Annotated in this window: 20 protein-coding genes; 8 read left to right on the plus strand and 12 right to left on the minus strand. The window is 42.4% G+C overall.

Annotation, left to right across the window (positions count from 1 at the left end):
• Window positions 1-11 precede the first annotated feature (11 nt).
• Genes tilS through ppx form a run of 3 tightly spaced genes read right to left on the minus strand, consistent with a single transcriptional unit; the run spans window position 12 to window position 3,693 of the window.
• Entirely contained in the window at window positions 12-1,361 is a 1,350-nt protein-coding gene (tilS, locus tag B9T29_RS09935; RefSeq protein WP_086175776.1) for a tRNA lysidine(34) synthetase TilS, read from the minus strand.
• Complete coding sequence (locus B9T29_RS09940; RefSeq protein WP_086175777.1) at window positions 1,298-2,122, minus strand: acetyl-CoA carboxylase carboxyltransferase subunit alpha; 825 nt, start codon at window positions 2,120-2,122, stop codon at window positions 1,298-1,300. Before B9T29_RS09940 ends, tilS begins: the two co-directional genes overlap by 64 nt.
• Window positions 2,123-2,172: 50 nt before the next feature.
• Window positions 2,173-3,693: an exopolyphosphatase gene (gene ppx, locus B9T29_RS09945; RefSeq protein WP_086175778.1), complete on the minus strand. Its 1,521-nt coding sequence runs from the start codon at window positions 3,691-3,693 to the stop codon at window positions 2,173-2,175.
• A 260-nt stretch (window positions 3,694-3,953) separates the two neighbouring features.
• Between ppx and trxA the strand changes: the two genes are divergently transcribed.
• From trxA to B9T29_RS09960, 3 genes are all read left to right on the plus strand, one after another.
• Entirely contained in the window at window positions 3,954-4,280 is a 327-nt protein-coding gene (trxA, locus tag B9T29_RS09950; protein WP_086175779.1) for a thioredoxin, read from the plus strand.
• A gap of 328 nt (window positions 4,281-4,608) precedes the next feature.
• Window positions 4,609-5,877 carry a transcription termination factor Rho gene (rho, locus tag B9T29_RS09955; protein WP_005007569.1) on the plus strand — a complete coding sequence of 423 codons (1,269 nt, stop codon included), beginning with the start codon at window positions 4,609-4,611 and terminating at the stop codon, window positions 5,875-5,877.
• A 421-nt stretch (window positions 5,878-6,298) separates the two neighbouring features.
• Complete coding sequence (locus B9T29_RS09960) at window positions 6,299-6,544, plus strand: hypothetical protein (protein ID WP_086175780.1); 246 nt, start codon at window positions 6,299-6,301, stop codon at window positions 6,542-6,544.
• Between the two features lie 187 nt (window positions 6,545-6,731).
• Here the strand turns inward: B9T29_RS09960 and B9T29_RS09965 are convergent, their stop codons facing one another.
• The 3 genes from B9T29_RS09965 to pheS form a co-directional block, all read right to left on the minus strand.
• Window positions 6,732-7,028, minus strand: coding sequence for an integration host factor subunit alpha (locus B9T29_RS09965; protein ID WP_004649746.1), 297 nt, complete (start codon window positions 7,026-7,028; stop codon window positions 6,732-6,734).
• On the minus strand, window positions 7,025-9,406 hold the full coding sequence (gene pheT / locus B9T29_RS09970) for a phenylalanine--tRNA ligase subunit beta (protein ID WP_086175781.1): 2,382 nt from the start codon (window positions 9,404-9,406) through the stop codon (window positions 7,025-7,027). Before pheT ends, B9T29_RS09965 begins: the two co-directional genes overlap by 4 nt.
• A 152-nt stretch (window positions 9,407-9,558) precedes the next feature.
• Window positions 9,559-10,539 (minus strand): phenylalanine--tRNA ligase subunit alpha, encoded by a 981-nt coding sequence (gene pheS / locus B9T29_RS09975; RefSeq protein ID WP_086175782.1) that lies wholly within the window; start codon window positions 10,537-10,539, stop codon window positions 9,559-9,561.
• A gap of 157 nt (window positions 10,540-10,696) precedes the next feature.
• Between pheS and B9T29_RS09980 the strand changes: the two genes are divergently transcribed.
• Complete coding sequence (locus tag B9T29_RS09980) at window positions 10,697-11,740, plus strand: hypothetical protein (RefSeq protein WP_086175783.1); 1,044 nt, start codon at window positions 10,697-10,699, stop codon at window positions 11,738-11,740.
• A gap of 157 nt (window positions 11,741-11,897) precedes the next feature.
• Here the strand turns inward: B9T29_RS09980 and B9T29_RS09985 are convergent, their stop codons facing one another.
• Window positions 11,898-12,686, minus strand: coding sequence for a ThiF family adenylyltransferase (locus tag B9T29_RS09985; protein WP_086175784.1), 789 nt, complete (start codon window positions 12,684-12,686; stop codon window positions 11,898-11,900).
• Window positions 12,687-13,120: 434 nt separating this feature from the next.
• Complete coding sequence (gene orn, locus B9T29_RS09990; RefSeq protein ID WP_086175785.1) at window positions 13,121-13,675, minus strand: oligoribonuclease; 555 nt, start codon at window positions 13,673-13,675, stop codon at window positions 13,121-13,123.
• A 125-nt stretch (window positions 13,676-13,800) separates the two neighbouring features.
• Here orn and rsgA point away from each other — a divergent pair, with 125 nt between their 5' ends.
• From rsgA to secB, 4 genes are all read left to right on the plus strand, one after another.
• On the plus strand, window positions 13,801-14,859 hold the full coding sequence (rsgA, locus tag B9T29_RS09995) for a small ribosomal subunit biogenesis GTPase RsgA (protein WP_086175786.1): 1,059 nt from the start codon (window positions 13,801-13,803) through the stop codon (window positions 14,857-14,859).
• Window positions 14,860-14,953: 94 nt separating this feature from the next.
• Window positions 14,954-15,361 (plus strand): rhodanese-like domain-containing protein, encoded by a 408-nt coding sequence (locus B9T29_RS10000; RefSeq protein WP_086175787.1) that lies wholly within the window; start codon window positions 14,954-14,956, stop codon window positions 15,359-15,361.
• Between the two features lie 18 nt (window positions 15,362-15,379).
• On the plus strand, window positions 15,380-15,634 hold the full coding sequence (grxC, locus tag B9T29_RS10005) for a glutaredoxin 3 (RefSeq protein ID WP_086175788.1): 255 nt from the start codon (window positions 15,380-15,382) through the stop codon (window positions 15,632-15,634).
• Between the two features lie 38 nt (window positions 15,635-15,672).
• Window positions 15,673-16,128 carry a protein-export chaperone SecB gene (secB, locus tag B9T29_RS10010; RefSeq protein ID WP_086175789.1) on the plus strand — a complete coding sequence of 152 codons (456 nt, stop codon included), beginning with the start codon at window positions 15,673-15,675 and terminating at the stop codon, window positions 16,126-16,128.
• A 151-nt stretch (window positions 16,129-16,279) separates the two neighbouring features.
• On the opposite strand, the gene B9T29_RS10015 is transcribed toward secB, so the two are convergent.
• The 4 genes from B9T29_RS10015 to B9T29_RS10030 form a co-directional block, all read right to left on the minus strand.
• Window positions 16,280-17,086 carry an enoyl-ACP reductase FabI gene (locus B9T29_RS10015; protein WP_086175790.1) on the minus strand — a complete coding sequence of 269 codons (807 nt, stop codon included), beginning with the start codon at window positions 17,084-17,086 and terminating at the stop codon, window positions 16,280-16,282.
• 174 nt (window positions 17,087-17,260) lie between these two features.
• Window positions 17,261-17,995, minus strand: a complete 735-nt coding sequence (locus B9T29_RS10020) for a Bax inhibitor-1/YccA family membrane protein (RefSeq protein WP_086175791.1) — start codon at window positions 17,993-17,995, stop codon at window positions 17,261-17,263.
• A gap of 174 nt (window positions 17,996-18,169) precedes the next feature.
• On the minus strand, window positions 18,170-18,991 hold the full coding sequence (locus B9T29_RS10025) for a TatD family hydrolase (RefSeq protein WP_086175792.1): 822 nt from the start codon (window positions 18,989-18,991) through the stop codon (window positions 18,170-18,172).
• Entirely contained in the window at window positions 18,991-19,980 is a 990-nt protein-coding gene (locus B9T29_RS10030; RefSeq protein WP_086175793.1) for an RsiV family protein, read from the minus strand. The genes B9T29_RS10025 and B9T29_RS10030 overlap by 1 nt, the downstream gene beginning before the upstream one ends.
• Window positions 19,981-20,010: the final 30 nt, after the last annotated feature.

Genomic DNA, 20,010 nt, shown 5'->3' on the forward strand with positions numbered 1-20,010 from the left:
GAATTTTTTAACTAAGAGATTAAATTTGGTTGCCAACCACCGATTTCACAATATTCAGATTGAGCTAACCAAAACCCTTTTGGTGTAAAAACACCAAGCATAACATTATCTATGCTTAATATTTGAATTCTATAACGCTGCCAGGGAAAAATTTGTGCTTCCTGAATGGCTTTTTTTAACGGCCAAGCTCCTACCCGTCCATATAAATGGATTTTTTCTCCACCTTGACGCATCACCAGATCCAGTTTTTTACCGAGCAATGATACTGCCAGGCCTATTGCTGCAGTTTCAGGAAAATATTGACCAGAGAGGACATCAACCTTTTGGCCCAATTCCAGCTGGATTGTTTGTTCTAAAATATGGCTTGCATTTTTTTCAGCCAGATATTCTTCAGCACTTAAACGGAAAAGTTTTTGCTGATAACGCACATAATAAAACTGGTTCCAGTGCAATGCTGCCTGTGCATCAGATTTGGATTCAATCACTTCTTGCAACAAGCGTTCCACCATCTCAAAGCTGGGGCGATAGGTATCCTGCCCTTTCATCCATACCGATAAAAGCTGTCTTTGCCGTGCTGTAGATAGTTGGGATAATTCTGTTAAATCCAGTTCAGTGATCGAACCACAATCGTTTAGATCTTGCTGTAGCACATCCAGCAAAATATCTTCCGCATCCTGCATTAAATAGCTGGTGCGGCTGAGTGCCTGCTGCATTTTTGGATAACGTTTTTGCAATATAGGCCACAGTTCATGACGACACCAGGCCCGATCATAATGGGTATCTAAATTGGTGGGATCTTCAATATTTTGCACATCAAGCTGTGCCGCCCATTGGCAAATCTGCTCACGGGAAATATCGAGTAGCGGTCGCCAGATGGTGAATTGCTCACGAACATCCACCTGTTTCATGGCAGCCAAGCCATGCACCCCTGCACCAGAAAGCAGTCGCAAGATTAAGGTTTCGGCCTGATCTTGCTGATGATGCGCCAAGACCAAAATTTCATGGGGCTTTAAATGCTTGGAATAAGCCTGATAACGTGCATTGCGTGCCTGATGTTCCAGGTTCCCCTCTTGTACTTCAACTGCTTCGACAATACAGGCTACATTTAGCACTGCACATTGATCAGACACAAACTGGCCCCAATCTGCACTGATACTTTGCAATTGGTGATCAATATAAATGGCACGGATTTTTTTGGGAAATAAATCAGACATTAAATACAGTAGCAGCATGGAATCCATGCCGCCACTACATCCAATCAAGAAAGTGCTTTCTGGAGGAAAGCACTGAATTTGCTTTAAGACGCTAGACCGGAATTGTCGCTGCCAAACTTCATTAAACGCTGGTAACGTGCTTCGCATCTTTCATTCGCATCCATCGATTGCAATTCTTCTAAAGCTTGTTGTAACACATCTTTAAGATTTTGCATCACTTGTTCAGGCTGTAAATGTGCGCCTTCACCTTCATCCACTACATATTCAACAATACCCATTTTTTGTAGTTTTTCAGCAGTCAATGCCAAGGCTTCACTGGCTTGTTCAGCTTTTTCAGCTGTTTTCCACAAAATGGATGCACAACCTTCAGGAGAAATCACTGAATAAATACTGTGAGATAGCATGATCACGCGATCTGCTACACCAATACCGAGTGCACCGCCTGAACCACCTTCACCAAGTACGGTTGCAATTACCGGAACTTTTAGGCTTGAGAGTTGTGCAAGGCTGGTGGCAATGGCTTCTGCCTGGCCGCGTTCTTCCGCACCCACACCTGGATATGCACCCATGGTATCGATAAAGGTAAATACCGGCAGGTTGAAACGTTCAGCCATGTCCAGTAAACGCTGCGATTTACGATAGCCTTCTGGATTACTCATGCCGAAGTTGTGTTGCAATTTTTCACGAGTGCTGCGACCACGATGTTGCCCAACAATCATCACCGGCTGACCATTAAAACGTGCCAAGCCACCGATCATTGCACCATCGTCACCAAATACCCGATCTCCATGTAAAGCATCGAATTCAGTGAAGATTTCACCAACATAATCCAAGAATTGCGGACGTTCTGGGTGACGTGCAATTTGAACCGTTGTCCATGCTTTAGATTGAGCAGCTTTATTTTTCATAGGTCGACCATTATCCCTAAATTAACAATAACTTGTTAACCAATCACTTGTTAATAGATAAATTGTTCCGACTGAATATTCAATTCAATATCCCAATGCTTAAACTGCACCTGTTCATCATGCAAGTCTGCTACAAGCAAAGGCCATTGTTTGGCATCGCCAGAAACGCTGAGTTGCCATTGTTGCTCATTGATGACACTTAATTCAATGGCAGGAAGCATCTCATCGCTACGACTATGATTCAGCAAAACGGCTAATCGTAGCAATAGACATAAGTACACAAGTTTGCTACCACCGACTTTTGAGACATCCACACGGGCATCGCCACGAAGTTTACGACGATGATGAGCGACCAAATGTGACAAATGATTTTGGTCAATTTGCGAGAAACCCGGAATATCCGAATGCTGCAGCAAATAAGCCCCATGGCGATGGTAACCACTGTGACTAATCGCCAGGCCAATCTCATGCAAATATGCAGCACGACGCAGTAAGTCACTGTCATCATTAGTTAAATTTAGAGATTTCGCGACACCATTAAACAATTGCTGTGCCGTATTGACTACACGCTCAGCCTGTTTGCTATCTGCGTTATAGCGTCCCATTAAAGCATGCACAGAACGGTCACGAACGTCTTCATGCTGGAAACGACCAAGCAGGTCATACATGACCCCTTCACGTAGCGCGCCATCTGAATAAACCAGTTTATTCAAACCCAGCACTTCAAACACAGCATATAAAATGGCAACGCCTGCTGGCAAAACTGCTCGACGGTCTTCTTTTAAACCATCAAATTCCATTTCAGTGACATGCTTATATTTAAGCAGCTTATCTTTAAGTTTTTCCAGGCCTTCACGGGTGAGCTCTTCTTTTTCATTGCTCCAGCCCATATTCACGGTAATTTGACGACAAGCCTTAATGGTTCCGCTGGAACCGACCACGGTATCCCAGCCTGCTGCTTTATAAGTATTGGCAATACCGGATATTTCCTTGCGTGCTGCAGTCACGGCTTTGTCGAAACTTTTCTGGTTGATCTCACCATCCATAAAATAGGCTTTGGTAAAGGCCACACAGCCCATTTGGACAGATTCAGTGTGAATCGGCTCGAAGGCTTCACCAATAATCAGTTCAGTTGATCCACCACCAATATCAATCACCAGGCGACGGCCACTATTGGCCATAGTATGGGATACGCCCAAATAAATCAGACGGGCTTCTTCACGACCGGCAATAATTTCTATCGGTTTGGGTAAAATCTCTGCGGCTTTTTGAATGAATTCATGGCCGTTTTTGGCCTGACGCAAAGCATTGGTTGCCACAATACGCAAACGATTGGGCTGAACTGAACTTAAACGCCCAACAAAACGTGCCAAGCATGCCAATCCGCGTTGCTGTGCCGCTTCAGTCAGGTTTTTATTTTCGTCCAAGCCTGCTGCCAATTGTACTTTTTCTGACATTGAAGCCACTTTTTTTACTTCGCCATGATCTACACGTGCTATGGCAAGATGGAAACTGTTCGACCCCATATCGATGGCAGCAAGTAACTCTTCATCAATCAAAAAATCAGACATTATTCAAACAAACCTATAAGAATTGTGCTTAGAGTAATTCACATGCATGCAATTTAAAAGCCATTTATCAATTCAACTGAAGCAGTTTTTATTTTTTACCGATGCAATAATTGCTGGATACGATGCTCAATATCGTGAGCATCAATTAGACAAACTTAAGATAATCACGGAAAATTTACATATCCCCCTACATAGTTAAACCAGGCTATGTAATACTTATAGATATAAAACTATCTTAAAATTTTATCTGGAGCATATCCATGTCTGGCAATATCGTAAACACAACTGATGCGAACTTCGAAGCTGACGTTTTACAATCTGACGTACCTGTACTTGTCGATTTCTGGGCAGGCTGGTGTGCACCATGTAAAGCGATTGCACCTGTACTAGAAGTATTGTCTACAGAATTTGAAGGCAAAGTAAAAGTTGTTAAAGTTGACGTAACTGCTTGTGAAGCGACTGCAGTAAACTACAATATCCGTAACATTCCTGCACTATTGATGTTTAAGAATGGTGAAGTTGTAGCGCAACAAGTCGGTGCTGCACCAAAATCTAAATTGACTGCTTTTATTGAAGAAAATATCTAATTTAAAGTAGAATGATTGAATCTAATACGCTATCTCCAGATAGCGTATTTTTTTCGTCTATAAATTGACAAAAGTTTGATTAGCTCTTATATTGCATGTTCAAGGAATAAAGGATTTTTAATCCGCCATTTTCTTACAAGACACAACACATAAGATCGCCGCTCGGCAACAGAAATTGTTTTTACACTTTTCTCTTCGAAACAATGTATCAGACCTCTGAATTGTTATTGTGCAAATACAATTGCGTTACTTTTATTGCGTGTAAGCGGCTCAATGTTGCTCCCTTTTCTCATCTATATCCCAGAATTTTGATTCTATCTGACCCCCTATGAATTTAACTGAACTCAAGAAAAAACCGATTGGCGAACTCATCAAGATTGCCGAGTTTATGGGCCTGGAAGGAATGGCTCGTAACCGCAAGCAAGACATCATTTTTGCCATCTTAAAACGCCATGCAATGAATGGCGAAGAGATTTTTGGTGATGGTGTTCTGGAAATTCTGTCTGATGGTTTTGGTTTCCTACGCTCTGCAGCAGGTTCTTATCTTGCAGGCCCGGATGACATTTATGTCAGCCCATCGCAAATTCGCCGTTTCAACTTACGCACTGGTGATACCATTACCGGCACAATTCGCCCACCTAAAGAAGGCGAACGCTATTTTGCACTTTTAAAAGTTAATCAAATTAACTACGACACGCCTGAAAACTCACGCAACAAAATCTTGTTTGAAAACTTGACCCCATTGTTCCCGACTGAACAATTGGTGATGGAACTTGGTAACGGTACCACTGAAGATTTGACTGCACGTGTAGTTGACCTGGTGGCTCCGATTGGTAAAGGCCAACGTTCGATTATTGTGGCTCCGCCAAAAGCCGGTAAAACCATGTTGTTACAAAACATCGCGCAATCGATTGTACGTAACAATCCTGAATGTTTCCTGATTGTGCTTCTGATTGACGAACGTCCTGAAGAAGTAACTGAAATGGAACGTACCGTTCGTGGTGAAGTAATTGCCTCAACCTTCGATGAATCCCCTGCTCGTCACGTACAAGTGGCTGAAATGGTGATTGAAAAAGCCAAACGTCTGGTTGAACACAAAAAAGACGTGGTCATTCTGCTTGACTCGATTACCCGTCTGGCACGTGCCTACAACACTGTGATTCCTTCTTCAGGTAAGGTGTTAACTGGTGGTGTGGATGCACATGCGTTAGAGCGTCCAAAACGTTTCTTTGGTGCTGCCCGTAATATTGAAGAAGGTGGTTCACTCACCATTATCTCTACTGCATTGATTGAGACAGGCAGTAAGATGGATGAAGTGATCTATGAAGAATTCAAGGGTACTGGTAACCAGGAAATCACGCTTGATCGTCGTATTGCTGAAAAACGTGTGTTCCCTGCAATGAACATCAAGAAATCGGGTACACGTCGTGAAGAACGCCTCATGAGTGAAGATAACCTTCGCAAAGTTTGGATTCTACGTAAGCTGCTGCATACCCAAGATGAATTGGCAGCAATGGAATTCTTGCTAGACCGTATGAAAGAAACCAAAACCAATGATGATTTCTTTGATCAAATGAAGCGTAAAGCGACTAATTAAACTGGTTGTTATTCTTTTTTTCTCTAAAAGGCTATCGTTAACGATAGCCTTTTTATTTGGTTGACTTTATTTACATAAAGCTACAATCAACCATTTTCTTTGTAAACTTTATATGCAAGTTAAAAACTCTTAAAAATATTAACTTTAAAAAACCATAATTTTTAGCGAGTTATTTAGTATTTATCCAATATAAACCTCCCTATTGATTGTTATTTTCTGTTAAAAAAATGCTCATTTTTTATCTTTTTTTGCATTTTTTAACGGTGCCCTAGTAGTAATTCAAAATGCGCAGTGATAGCATATTCGCAGACCAGTTAGACTGCCTCTGCATTGTTACTGCCTAACAGATTTTAGGAAGAATAAAAGCACTCAACAGGCTAACATAGGTTTTTTTTAATCTCATATTTTAGAGAGTGATGCCATGTTATTCAAAAAAATCGCTATTGCTGCTGCAGTTGCTACTACTTTAGCTTTCGTTGGTTGTGCTAAAAAAACTGAAGAAGCTCCTGCTGCTGCTGCTGCATCTGAAGCTACTGTAGCTGCATCTGAAGCTACTGCTGCTGCTTCTGCTGCTACTGTTGAAGCTGCTTCTGCTACTCAAGCTGCTGCTTCTGCTGTTGACGCTGCTCCAGCTGCTTCTGAAGCTGCTGCTTCTGCTGCTAAATAATCTTTACGATTATTCAGTAAAAAAAGAGAGCCATTTGGCTCTCTTTTTTTATGCTTCAAATAAAGGTCAATCAAACAATACTGAATAAAATAATACTGAATGAAAATATCTAATCTTCAAACAACACTCTTCCTTATCTGTTCAAAATAAAGAAACCTCTTAAAAACTTAAAACAAAAAAAAGCAGATCAATCGATCTGCTCATTTCCTACGCGCTGACGGAATTTCTGTCCTGCGCGGAATGTGACTACACGGCGTGCTGAAATTGGAATTTCCTCGCCGGTTTTCGGATTTCGACCTGGACGCTGACGTTTATCACGCAACTCAAAGTTACCGAAACCCGAAAGTTTAACTTGTTCACCTGAGATTAGCGCTTGGCTAATCTCATCAAAGAACAACTCGACCATTTGTTTAGCTTCACGACGGTTTAAACTCGTGAGCTCACTTAAATGATCAGCCATTTCTGCTTTTGTTAGTGCTGTCATGAAGCCCTCAATGTCGCTTGGTAAGTGTTTTCCAACACTTGAAGGATATTATCCATACCTGATTTAATTTCAGCATCTTCCAATGTACGGCTTGGATGCTGCCAGAGAAGGGCAAATGCCAGTGAGCGTTTCCCTTCTTCTACCCCTTGTCCAGTATACACATCGAATAACCAAGTCGAGTCTAACAACTCTCCACCCGTTTGTCCGATAAGTTGCTGAATTTCACTAACATTAATCTTATCACTAATTAAAAGCGCAATATCACGTCGAACCGATGGAAAACGTGATAATTCTGTAAAATTAGATACATAAGTTTGCAAAACAGCCTTTTGATCAAGTTCAGCAACCCAAGTGATCCCCAAATCGAGCTCATCTTCCAAAGATGGATGTAAGCGACCGAGGTAACCAATAGACTTACCATCAACTAAAATTTCAGCAGATTGTCCAGGATGTAACCAGCTACGCTCTGAACGCACATATTCAACTTTGACACGTCCTGCCGCTAAAATTTCCTCAACCTCACCTTTCAGGTCAAAGAAATCGATTGGCTGTGCTTTGCCATGCCAAGATTCAGCGGTTTTCGCACCGACTGCAATTAATGCCAAAGTCGGAATCTGTTTAAGATCATGAATGCTTTGTGCATCTTGATAATCAAAACGTAAACCAAGTTCAAAGAAACGCACACGGCTTTGCTGACGGTTGATATTGTATTGCACACATGGAATCAAGCTGGATAACAAAGTTGAACGCATTGCAGCCAATTCGCTTGAGATTGGATTGGCCAACATCAATGGATTTACCGCAGGATTCAATTGCTTTTCAAGTTTGGCATCGGCAAAGCTAAAGCTAATTGCTTCCTGATAACCTAAAGTCACCAAGGTTTGACGAAGTTGCGGCAATTCAAACTGATCTTGATATTTGGCAAGTTTCACATCAATTACAGGCAAACTGATCTGGATGTTGTCATAACCGTGAATACGGGCAACTTCTTCAATCAAGTCCTGATAAATGGCCATGTCATAGCGATGTGATGGAGGAACGACAGTCCACTCGCCTTGTGCTTTTACAGTCACCACACAACCTAGGCGCTGTAGTGCATCACTGATAAAATCACTTTCAACTTTGTAACCGAGCAATTGATCGACTTGAGCCTGGTTCAGCTCAATCGCTTCACGTGTTGGCAATAATTCCGCTTTTTCAGCAGTGATGATTGGGCCAAATTCACCACCCGCCAATTCAGCAATCAGCTGTGATGCACGGTGCATGGCAATGATTGGCAATTCGAAATCTACACCACGTTCATAGCGTTGTGAGGCATCAGTATGCAAACCATAACGACGTGCACGACCGGCAATGTGCAATGGTGCAAAGAATGCAGATTCCAGGAAGATCTCCGTGGTTTCATCGCTTACAGCCGAAGATAGGCCACCCATGATACCGGCAATGGCAAGTGCTTTTGCATCATCAGCAATGACCATCACATCTTCAGTCAATTCAACTTCTTGTTCATTCAGCAGTACCAGTTTTTCAGCAGCCGTCGCTTGACGTACATGCACTGAACCCTGAACTTTAGCACCATCAAAAGCATGTAGCGGCTGACCAAGCTCAATGAGCACATAGTTGGTAATATCTACCAAAATACTGTGCTGACGGATACCAGAACGAGCAAGTGCACGTTCCATCCATACTGGGGTAACGGCTTTGGTATTGACGTTCTTGATCACACGACCCAAGTAACGTGGGCAGCCTTCTGTCGATACTACAACTTTCTTTTCATCTGCGATGCTTGCAGCAACTTCAGTAATTTCAGGGGCAGTCACTGGCAATTGGTTAATCACCCCAATTTCACGGGCAATACCACGGATACTGAAACAGTCACCACGGTTTGGCGTGATACTGATATCAATAACATTGTCATCAAGTTCCAAGTATTCACGAATATTGATACCAACTGGTGCGTCGCTCGGCAGCTCTAACAAACCATCAATTTTATCTTCTAAATCAATTTCAGATGCACCGCAAAGCATCCCTTGTGATTCAATACCACGAAGTTTGCCTTTCTTGATTTTAAAATCACCTGGTAAAACCGCACCAATAGTGGCTACAGGTGCTTTCATGCCTACACGTACATTTGGTGCACCGCAGACGATTTGTAAAGGTTCACCTGATCCAATGTTCACTGTGGTTACACGTAAACGGTCTGCGTCTGGATGTTGTTCTACAGTCAGAACTTCACCTACCACCACGCCTGTAAATGGTTTTGCCGCTGGAGCCAGCTCATCAACTTCCAAACCAAGCATTGTTAATTGATCAGATAGTTTTTCACTATCAATAGCTGGGTTGACCCAAGTGCGTAACCAATTTTCGCTAATTTTCATAAATTCATTTTCCTGAATCTCCCCTAACCCCTCTTTTAAAAAGAGGGGAAAACCACGCACTCTATTTTTGAATGTGGAAGTCCCCCTTTTTTAAAGGGGGATTTAGGGGGATTTCTATAAACCTTTAAATTGTTAAATCTGTATTTAAACCATTAAGCAAATTGGCGTAAGAAACGCACATCATTTTGGAAGAACATACGCAAGTCATTCACACCGTAGCGAAGCATTGCAAAACGTTCTACACCTAGACCAAAAGCAAAACCTTTATATTTTTCAGGATCAATGCCCGCAGCTTGAAGTACGTTCGGATGCACCATACCGCAACCTAGAACTTCTAACCAGCGACCTCGTTCATCCATAATATCCACTTCCGCACTTGGTTCAGTGAACGGGAAGTAAGATGGACGGAAACGTACAGTTAAGTCTTTTTCAAAGAATTCATTCAACAGATTAATCAACAAACCTTTCAGTTCTGCAAAGCTGGTATTTTCCGCAATGTATAAGCCTTCAATTTGATGAAACATTGGCGAATGGGTTTGATCCGAATCACAGCGATAGACACGGCCCGGGCAGACAATGCGAATAGGCGGTTGTTGTGTTTCCATGGTACGAATCTGCACACCTGAAGTATGGGTACGCAACAAATGATTTACATCAAAATAGAAAGTGTCATGCATGGCACGTGCCGGGTGATGCCCCGGAATATTCAAGGCTTCAAAGTTGTGATAGTCATCTTCAACTTCAGGGCCAGTAGCCACAGTAAAACCGGCTTTGGTAAAGAATTGGCAAATGCGTTCTTGCACTTGGGTCACAGGGTGAATGCTGCCCACACTTTGACCACGACCTGGCAAGGTAATGTCGATCATTTCACTAGCAAGTTTTTGTTCTAGTGCAGCTTTTTGTAATTCTGCCTGGCGTGTGGTTAATGCGCCAGTGATAGCTTCACGAACCGCATGAATTTTTGCCCCGAAAACTTTACGTTCTTCAGGATCCATTTTACCGAGCGCCTTCGATTGTTCCGCGAGCTGGCTTTTTTTCCCTGTAAATTGCACCCGTACTTGATCGAGTGTAGCAAGGTCTTGAGCTGCTGCAATCGCAGCGAGCGCTTCAGTGGTCAGGGCTTCCAGTGACATAGTAACTCTCAAAGCAACAATTTAAAAATATAATAAAACCCCATATTCTAACAGTTTTTGAACGTGTTGATGAAGTTCCCTGTAGAGGAAAAATTAGATTGGCATCCAGATTTAGAAAAAGTATAAGATAAAGCCAATATTTATGAGATAAATAACAATGGCACTTGATCAAATTTGGAAACAACAGCTTACTTTGGTGACCTATGGCAATGAATATCTCAGCCAAAATTTGAGCTTTAATCATTGGGTACAACATGCCATTTTTAACCAGCATAATTTACGTTTCCGCGATCTGCTGTCACAACATTTACTCGCACAACATTTCCAGATCTGGCTTGAAGGTCTAAAAAAACAAGGAACGCTGCGTATTAACCTGCACAGTTCCAGTCTGTTAAGTGATGAACAGAATCCAAACGCCAATGTCGAACTGCTGGCGATTCCGCATTTTATTGTCAGTCACGAACACAATAAAAAGACGGCTTGGATTTTCGGCAAGGAATTGGCCGAATGGTATAACGCCGATAATGATTACGAAGTGCCCAAGCCACAGCAGGAACAATGTCGCCAGGAAACCTTCTGGCGTTTTGAGCTGAATTCAAAACTGGCCAAACGTATCGATGCCGATTTGCAACAGCCGAATTGGGATGACATTCAGGTTTATACCAATAACGAATTATTTGACAGCAAGTTTGCCGATGGATTTGTTGAACCTGCGCATCGTGATTTTCCATATTATGGAATGCCGCAATCTGCTACTGAAAATGCAGATGGTTCTCCTTTGCCGGAAAGTAAATATCTGCCTTTACTGCCGAGCGAATATCAGGCGGATTATGCGCATACCACGCTACATCGCTTGGAAGCATTATCCAGTTATATTGAGCAGAAGCAGCAACATCCCTATCATGCGGATGGCAGTGAACTCAGTACCGATGAACGCCTCAATTTACGTCATTTCTCGCAAAAACTGGATGATTTAACCGCAAAATTCATCGTCAAGGTAGCCAATCATTATCAGTCAGCAAAACTTAAAAAAATTGAAGTGGCCAATCCCTTGGATGGTGCACCCAGCACTCCGCCTACCACCCCACATGTAAAAAGCCATCCTGCCCATGCTTCGCACAAGGTCGGTACATCGAGCGTGATTAAACTGATTCTACTGACTATTGTAATTTGTCTTTTGGCTTATTATTTTGGCCTTTAATTTTTTATAAAGATGCTAAAAACTGTCGGACTTGAGTGGAAGATTTTAAATAGATTCACTGTAAATGTGGATATTGCGTATCTTCCAGCATGATTGAGATGCAAGATGAACTCGATAACGCAGCATCGAGTTCATCCTTTGTATGAGCTTTTAATTTTTATACTGATTGAGCAGATTCAATTTTAGGTTTTTTCAGTGCCAGTTTTTTTAACACTTCTGACACTGCCACCATAGCAAAACTTGAAGTCACCACTACTGCCGAACCATAACCGCCACAGCGCAGGCCGGCACTGGCACAGACCTCTGCGCCTGAGAATGGATTATCGATGGAATAAACACAGGTGATGCCAAATTTTTCTTTCGGCTTTTTGCAAATGCCTTTGGCACGTAACTGACTACGCAATTTGGCCAGCATCGGGTCCTGTTCAGTTTTAGACAAGTCTGCGACACGAATTTTTAAGGGATCAAGCTTGCCACCTGCCCCGCCCGATACAATCAAAGAAATTTTATTAAATCGGCAATGCAGCATTAAGGCTAATTTGGCTTTGACATCATCAATGCAATCGAGAACGACATCAGGTTTATTTTCTAACAGTTCTTTGACATTGTCAGGCGTTAAATAGTCATCCACCAGATTAATTTTGATACGTGGATTAATGGAATAACAGCGCTCTGCCATCACCTCAATTTTTTCACGTCCCAAGGTCGAAGTCATGGCAGGTAATTGACGGTTAATATTAGAAGCGGCAACCACATCCATATCAATCAGGGTCAGTTCAGCAATACCGGTACGTGCCAAAGCTTCAACCGCCCAAGAACCGACTCCACCAATACCGATCACCATCACATGGCTGTGTTCATACTGGCAAAAGGCTTCATCTCCATAAATTTTCTCTACACCCGCAAAGCGGCGGTCATATTCATCATCTTCAAGGAGATCAGTCATTCGTCATCTGGTATCTAAAAAACACCGAGGCATTTTATCAAATTCCAGCTCAATCCGATAATCTATATCTTTCGCATCCGTCAGCAGCTGTGACAAAGATAAAAAAAGAGGCTTTCGCCACTACTGTCGCATAATTTGAATTTTATTTTAGTACTGTATCAGCCTGATGATTTGTTATCTTTAAATATTTGATATTTATATTTTTCACAGCCTTGTCTTTTCTTTAAAAGTTTAAATGGCTTTGGGTAGGCTAAACCCTACTTTTGACAGACCAAAAGTAGGCAAAAGTCTTTATTCCGCATACACGACATCCTGTCGTGATGCGGAATGTGTGGCATCCCTGCCACACTCGCGAATCTGACACGTGAACTTCAACTATGGGACAGCAGTGAGGCTTTCGCCCCTTTTTTGAATCTTGAATTAGCCGTAAAGCCTTATTTATTCATGATAAAGAAATACTCGCGATAATATTTGAGTTCAACAATCGAATCACGAATATCATCCATAGCCAAATGTGAGGCATTCTTTTTCAGACCGCTCATAATTTCTGGACGCCAGCGTTTCGCCAGCTCTTTGACTGAAGATACGTCAAGATTACGGTAATGGAAGTATTGTTCCATTTCCGGCATTAAACGGTGCAAGAAACGACGGTCTTGGCAAATCGAGTTACCGCACATCGGTGATGATTTTGGATTGACCCATTTTTTCAAAAATTCCAGCGTCTGCTGTTCTGCATCCTGAGCGGTCAATTTACTGCGACGAACCCGTTCAATCAGACCCGATTGACCATGCTGACGGGTATTCCATTCATCCATCGCATTGAGCACGCGATCTGATTGATGAACAGCCAGCACCGGCCCTTCCGCCAGAATATTCAGGTTATCGTCCGTCACAATAGTTGCAACTTCAATAATTTGATCGTTATCTGTATCCAGACCTGTCATTTCAAGGTCAATCCAAATCAGGCGGGTATCAGGGGTGCTGCTCATAAATGTGCAATCTTATTAGGCTTAAAAACAGCTATAGTAGCAAATTTATTGCAACTTGGCTGTAACTCCTACCCTGCTTCATGCTATTTTTGCCTTACTTAATTCATGGTTTTTTTAGGATATGAATGGCTTTAATTCGTAAACGTCGTTTAACTGAACAGCAGCAACGTCGCATTCAGAAACAACATCAAACACGTCAAGAAGAACTCGACACTTCAAGTGACCTAGAAGGCTTAGTGGTTCAACATTATGGCCGTCAACTTGAAGTGCAAGCCCTCTCAGCGCCCGAAACCCATCCCACCAAACCTATCGTTGCAACAGGTGAACCCGACCCGTTCTGGAAACCGATTGAAATCGGCAGTGTATGGCGATGTCATACCCGAACCAATCTGGAAGCACTGGTCACAGGTGACCGGGTCAAATGGCAGGCCGATCCAAATACCGGACTCGGCATTATTACCGCCATTCATCCTCGCCAGTCGCTACTGACCCGCCCTGACCGTTATCACAAGGTTAAACCGGTGGCTGCCAATGTCAGCCTGATCGTGATTGTGTTTGCTTCCTTTCCGGAAGTCGCTCCCAGCTTAATCGACCGTTACCTTGTGGCCTGTGCCGATGCCGATATTCCGGCTCTATTGGTACTAAATAAAGCAGATTTAATTCAGGAAAATGATCCGATTTTGACCCTGATGCAAGAATATCAAGCTTTAGGCTATGAAGTGATTCAAACTCAATCTGATGGTGATTTAACTGAACTGGCGAAACGTTTGGCTGGTGAAACTGTTGCCTTTGTAGGCCAGTCTGGAGTCGGAAAAAGCTCACTGATTAATGCCATGGTTCCTGATGCAGCACAAAAAACCAATGTAATTTCGGAAAACTCGGCGCTGGGTCAACACACCACCACCTCTACACGTTTAATTGCCTTTGGTGAAGGTGCAGCACTGATTGACTCTCCGGGAATTCGTGAATTTGGCTTATGGCATTTAAACCTGGACAAGGTTCAACACGGTTTTCCTGAAATTGAAAATCTGCTGGGACATTGCCAGTTCCGTAACTGTACCCATAAGCATGAAAAACAGTGTGCTTTACGTCAAGCCGCCGCAAGCGGTGAAATTTTGCAACGCCGTTTGGACAGTTATTTGCGTTTAATTGATGAAATTACAGAAGCACAGCAAAAAAATTAATTTTTCTTAACCCTTAGCACTTGAAGCGGTGATTTTGATCGCCATATTTATAGGCTATACTCTACGCAATTTTGAAATTGTAATTAGGTGACTTGTGGAACGTTGGTTCGAATTTATGGGGAATCACCCCTTCTTGTTTGGAACACTCGGGGTGTTGATTGTTTTGTTCTTCATTTTAGAAGGACAACGCAATGGTCGTAAAATTTCACCACAATCTTTAGGTATTTTAGTGAAAGCTAAAAATGCCATGCTGATTGATTTACGTGATGCAAAAGATTTCCGTGAAGGTCATATCAGCGGCAGCCGTAATATTCCATATAGCCAGATTACAAGCCATGTTGAAGAGTTAAAATCTGCGGATCGACCACTAGTGTTCATTTGTAACCTGGGTCAAATTGCAGGTACCGCTTTACAGCAAGTGGGTCATGCCGACAGCTACCGTCTAGACGGTGGAATTAACAACTGGAAAGTGCAAGGCTTACCGCTGATTAAAAGCAAATAATACGCTTGGAGATTTTGAATGGCTGAAGTAACAATTTACTCAACTACTGTATGCCCTTACTGCGTTCGCGCGAAACAACTTCTTGAGCGTAAAGGCGTTGCATATAAAGAAATTAATTTATCTAACGAAGCGCCTGAAGTACGTGTTGAACTGATGCAACGCACCAATCACCGTACTGTTCCACAAATTTTTATTAACGACCAATTCATCGGTGGTTTTGATCAACTTTATGCTTTAGAGCGTGAAGGAAAACTCAACGAATTATTGGCTTAACACTTTTATTAAGTCACCCTCATATTAAGGATTAAAAAATGAGTGAACAACAAGCTCAACCGCAATTAGCACTTGAACGTATTTATACTAAAGATATTTCTTTTGAAGTACCTGGGGCTCAAGTATTTACCAAAGAATGGCAGCCTGAATTAAACATCAATCTGTCTTCTTCTGCAGAAAAAATTGATGCAACCCATTATGAAGTTGCATTACAAGTTGTTGTTCAAGCGAACAACGCGGGTGAAACAGCATTCATCGTTGATGTAACCCAATCAGGAATTTTCTTGGTTGATAGCGTTGAAGAAGAACGTCTTCCATATATTCTTGGTGCATATTGCCCAAATATCCTGTTCCCATTCTTACGCGAAGCTGTAAATGATATGGTAACGAAAGGAAGCTTCCCACAATTGCTTCTTACGCCAATTAACTTCGATGCCGAATTCGAAGCGAATATGCAACGTGCTCAAGCCGCTGCTGCTGAAGGTCAAGCTTAAGCAAGCTGTAGACTGCAATAAAAAAGACCGCTTTTGCGGTCTTTTTTATTGCCATATTTCCCCTTCTCCCAAAGGGAGAAGGTCGGGATGAGGGAGAAAAAGTAATCCCTCACCCTAGCCCTCTCCCACGGGGAGAGGGAACTGAAAATGATTATTCCGCATCCATCATCAAATCTGCACTCATACCGACTGTATTGAAGCCAGCATCGACATACATGATTTCACCAGTAATACCATTTGCCCAAGGCGAGCATAGGAATAATGCAGCATTACCGACATCTTCAATGGTCACGTTACGTTTCAGTGGCGCAACTTTTTCATTCAGGTCTAACATCTTACGGAAAGACTTGATGCCTGAAGCTGCAAGAGTACGAATTGGACCTGCTGAAATCGCATTCACGCGAATGCCTTCGCTACCCAAGCTAGATGCCAAATAACGTACACCCGCTTCCAACGATGCCTTCGCCATACCCATCACATTGTAGTTTGGCATCACACGTTCAGAACCTTGGTAAGTCAAAGTCAGCAAGCAACCTTGGCGAACTTTTAACAAAGGTTTTGCAGCACGTGCCATCGCAACAAAGCTATAAGCACTGATGTCATGCGCAATATTAAAGCCTTCACGGTCAGTAATATCGGTAAAGTCGCCATCTAAAGTATGGGCTGGTGCAAAACCAATTGAATGCACCACGCCATCCAGACCATCCCAATGTTTTGCCAATTCTGCAAAAGCCTGGTCAATTTCAGCATCTACAGCCACGTCACAAGGGAAAACCAGAGTTGAACCGAATTGTTCAGCAAAGTCATCAACACGTTTTTTTAATTTTTCATTCGGATAGGTAAATGCCAGTTCCGCACCTTCACGGTGTAGGGCTTGAGCAATACCAAATGCAATGGATAACTTACTTGCAATACCCGCGATGAGAAAACGCTTACCCGCCAATAGTCCTTGTGCCATGTGAATCTCACTCAAAATAATTTACAAGCATAATGCCAAGTCTGAAGCATTTGCGAAATTGCATAATGCGCCTTTTTTTAACATGTTGTGTAAAAATCATAAAAAATGCTCCGCCATTGGGGGAGCATTTTTGAATTGATCACGCTATTTAATTAGCTGTCATTGTTAAGCGGATTAATCATCCCCTTGTAACAACCCTAGCAAGCGCAGGAATGAATAATACATCCACACCAAAGTCGCTAATAACGCAATACCACACAACCATTCCATAGCTTTCGGTGCATATTGTGCAGCGGCAGATTCAATCAGGTCAAAATCGAGAATCAAGTTTAGGGAAGCAATTACCGCAACAAAAGCGGCAAAGCCAATTCCGAGCCAGTTGCTTTCAAAAAGATAAGGAATACTAGAACTAAAAGCCAAACTCATCACCATTTGCACCACAAATACCATGGCAATAGCAATAGAAGCTGACATCACCACAGCTTTAAATTTTTCTGTGGCACGAATAATTTGAAAACGGTATAGCCCAAACATCACCAAGGTGGTGATAAAGGTCGCAAGCAAGGCCTGCAAAGGTACTCCAGGAAATTTCAGCTGAAACAATACCGAAATCCCGCCTAAAAATGCACCTTCAAACAGCGCATAAGGAATGGCCAATACCGGTGCAGTATTCGGTTTAAAGGTGGTGATGAGTGCTAGGATAAATCCGCCAATTGCCCCCACGATTGCAGCGGAATAGGCAATGGAGATATTCAGGGTCAAGAAGCTATATAAAAATAACGATAAACCGACTACAGCAGCAATCACGGTTAATAACACCGACTTTTGGATAGCGCCTTGCACCGTCATGGTCTGGTTAAAATCACTCTGGGTTTCTACCCGAGTTAAAATAGGATTATTACTTTGCATAATTCACTCATTATTGTCGTTTAATTTTTAAAGGAGTATAGACAGCATTTAAGAACAGAAAATGAATCTTTGCAACATTGCATAAAATATCGGTCATATAGCACGACCGACTCTAGGCAAATCATGCAGTTAAAAACCAATATTGAGCGATAAAAGCTGGTTTTACAATATTTTTTAAGATGTCAGCCTTAAGGCATCTAAGGAGTTTTGCCAAAGCCGGGTCGCAAGCATGGCCTGATCCAGATTTAGCGATTGTGCCAACCCATCCAGCACATAAGGTAAATTGACTGGCGTATTGCGGGTGCGATGTTCGGTTGAGCTTTGACAACATAAAGGTGTCATATCTGGACAATCGGTTTCCAAGACCAGATGTTCAGCACCAATGGCCTGAACCACGGCATGTAATTTTTTAGCATTGGGATTGGTAATTTGCCCGGTCACCCCAATTTTAAAACCCAGTTTAATAAAGGCCTTGGCTTCCTCTATCCCGCCACTAAAAGCATGCGCAATCCCACCCAAGCTAAATTGCTGCTGTTTTAATATCGCCAGTGTTTCCGCATGCGATTTTCGGATATGCAATAACACCGGTTTATCAAACTGTTGCGCCAATTCCAGTTGTGCTGAGAAAAAATCTTGTTGTTTTTGAAACATGTCTGGCTGCTTGTGTTGTGCTAAAAAGGTATCTAAACCAATTTCCCCCACTGCGACACAATCTACAGTTTTTAAAAGTTGTTCCAGATCGGCCAGATGTGATGTTTGATGCTGTTCAATATAAAAGGGATGCAATCCCGGAGCTAAATAGCTTTGCGGAGCATCGGCTAATTGATTTAAGAACTGGTGACTTTGCAATAAATCCTGAAACCGAGACTGGATAAAACCAATCAAAACCAGGCGTTCCACCCCCACTGCTTTGGCCGCATGTGCCAGTTGTTCCCGATCAGCATCGAAATCGGGAACATCAAAATGGGTGTGGGTATCAAACAGTGAACAAGACATTAAGATTGGACTTTAGTGTCACTGGCTGCACTGGCAGCTGCTTGATTTTTTACTTCAGGCTGAGGCAAATAGGCTTTCTTCAGTACCGTTTGCAGCTGGTCATAAGGAATGGTTAAACGTGGCAATCCCACCACATAAGGTCCAATTTCATATTCGCCATATTGCAAAATCAAGCCTTGAGTCGATAAATAGAAATTATCCGACAAGGTAAATTTCCATGCCTGTTCGTATTCATCGACACTGTTTGCCAGCTTGGACTCAATCACCCAGCTTTTAAATACTTCGTGAGCTTTCTGTTCCAGTACAGCTTTCTGGTTTGGCGCCAAAATATCATCCAGTTTGACGAGTTTTTTCTTCTTCAGGTCAAAATTATAATAGTGCTGTGAAGATGAACCATGTGCCCCGCCCAGATAGCTGCTCGAATTTAGCACTACGGTTGCCAAAGGCTGTCCGGCATTGAGAATCTTCGGTTTAATCATCAGACTAATCTGATGATTGGCACTTAAGGCCTTCAGCTCTTTATCCAGCGATAAAAATGTATCCAGATAAGGTGCCACCTGTTTTTCCAGTTTTTGTTTCGGTGTTTCAATAGTTGCCGATGCCGCTGGTTCATCTGCCTGAGCTGGATTTGAATCTTTCGAATTTCCGCTCGCAGTGGTCGCATGCTGGTTTGCATTCAACGATTTCGGCGAAATATCTACAGTATGATCCAGCTGTTTTAAAATCTGCTGATCGATAAATTCATCAATAAAAGTCTGGTTAGTGGAAAGACGCTCGATGCTTATTTCAGGACAGCTATTCCCATCACATTCAGGCAAATTTAAAGTCAACTTTTCCGTGTCACCTGCCAATTTTAAAACTTCCGGTTGAGCAGCTTGCGATTGAGCCGGCTTGTCCTCTTTAGGCTCAGCTTGTTTAGGTTGGCATGCCGTTAATGCAATTGCTGTAGCAACAAGGCTTAGGGTAAATATTGTTTTATTTTTTAGCATCATCTGACCTATAACTTGAATCTGGTAAAT

This window comes from Acinetobacter sp. ANC 3903 (assembly GCF_002135315.1).
Lineage (GTDB): Bacteria > Pseudomonadota > Gammaproteobacteria > Pseudomonadales > Moraxellaceae > Acinetobacter.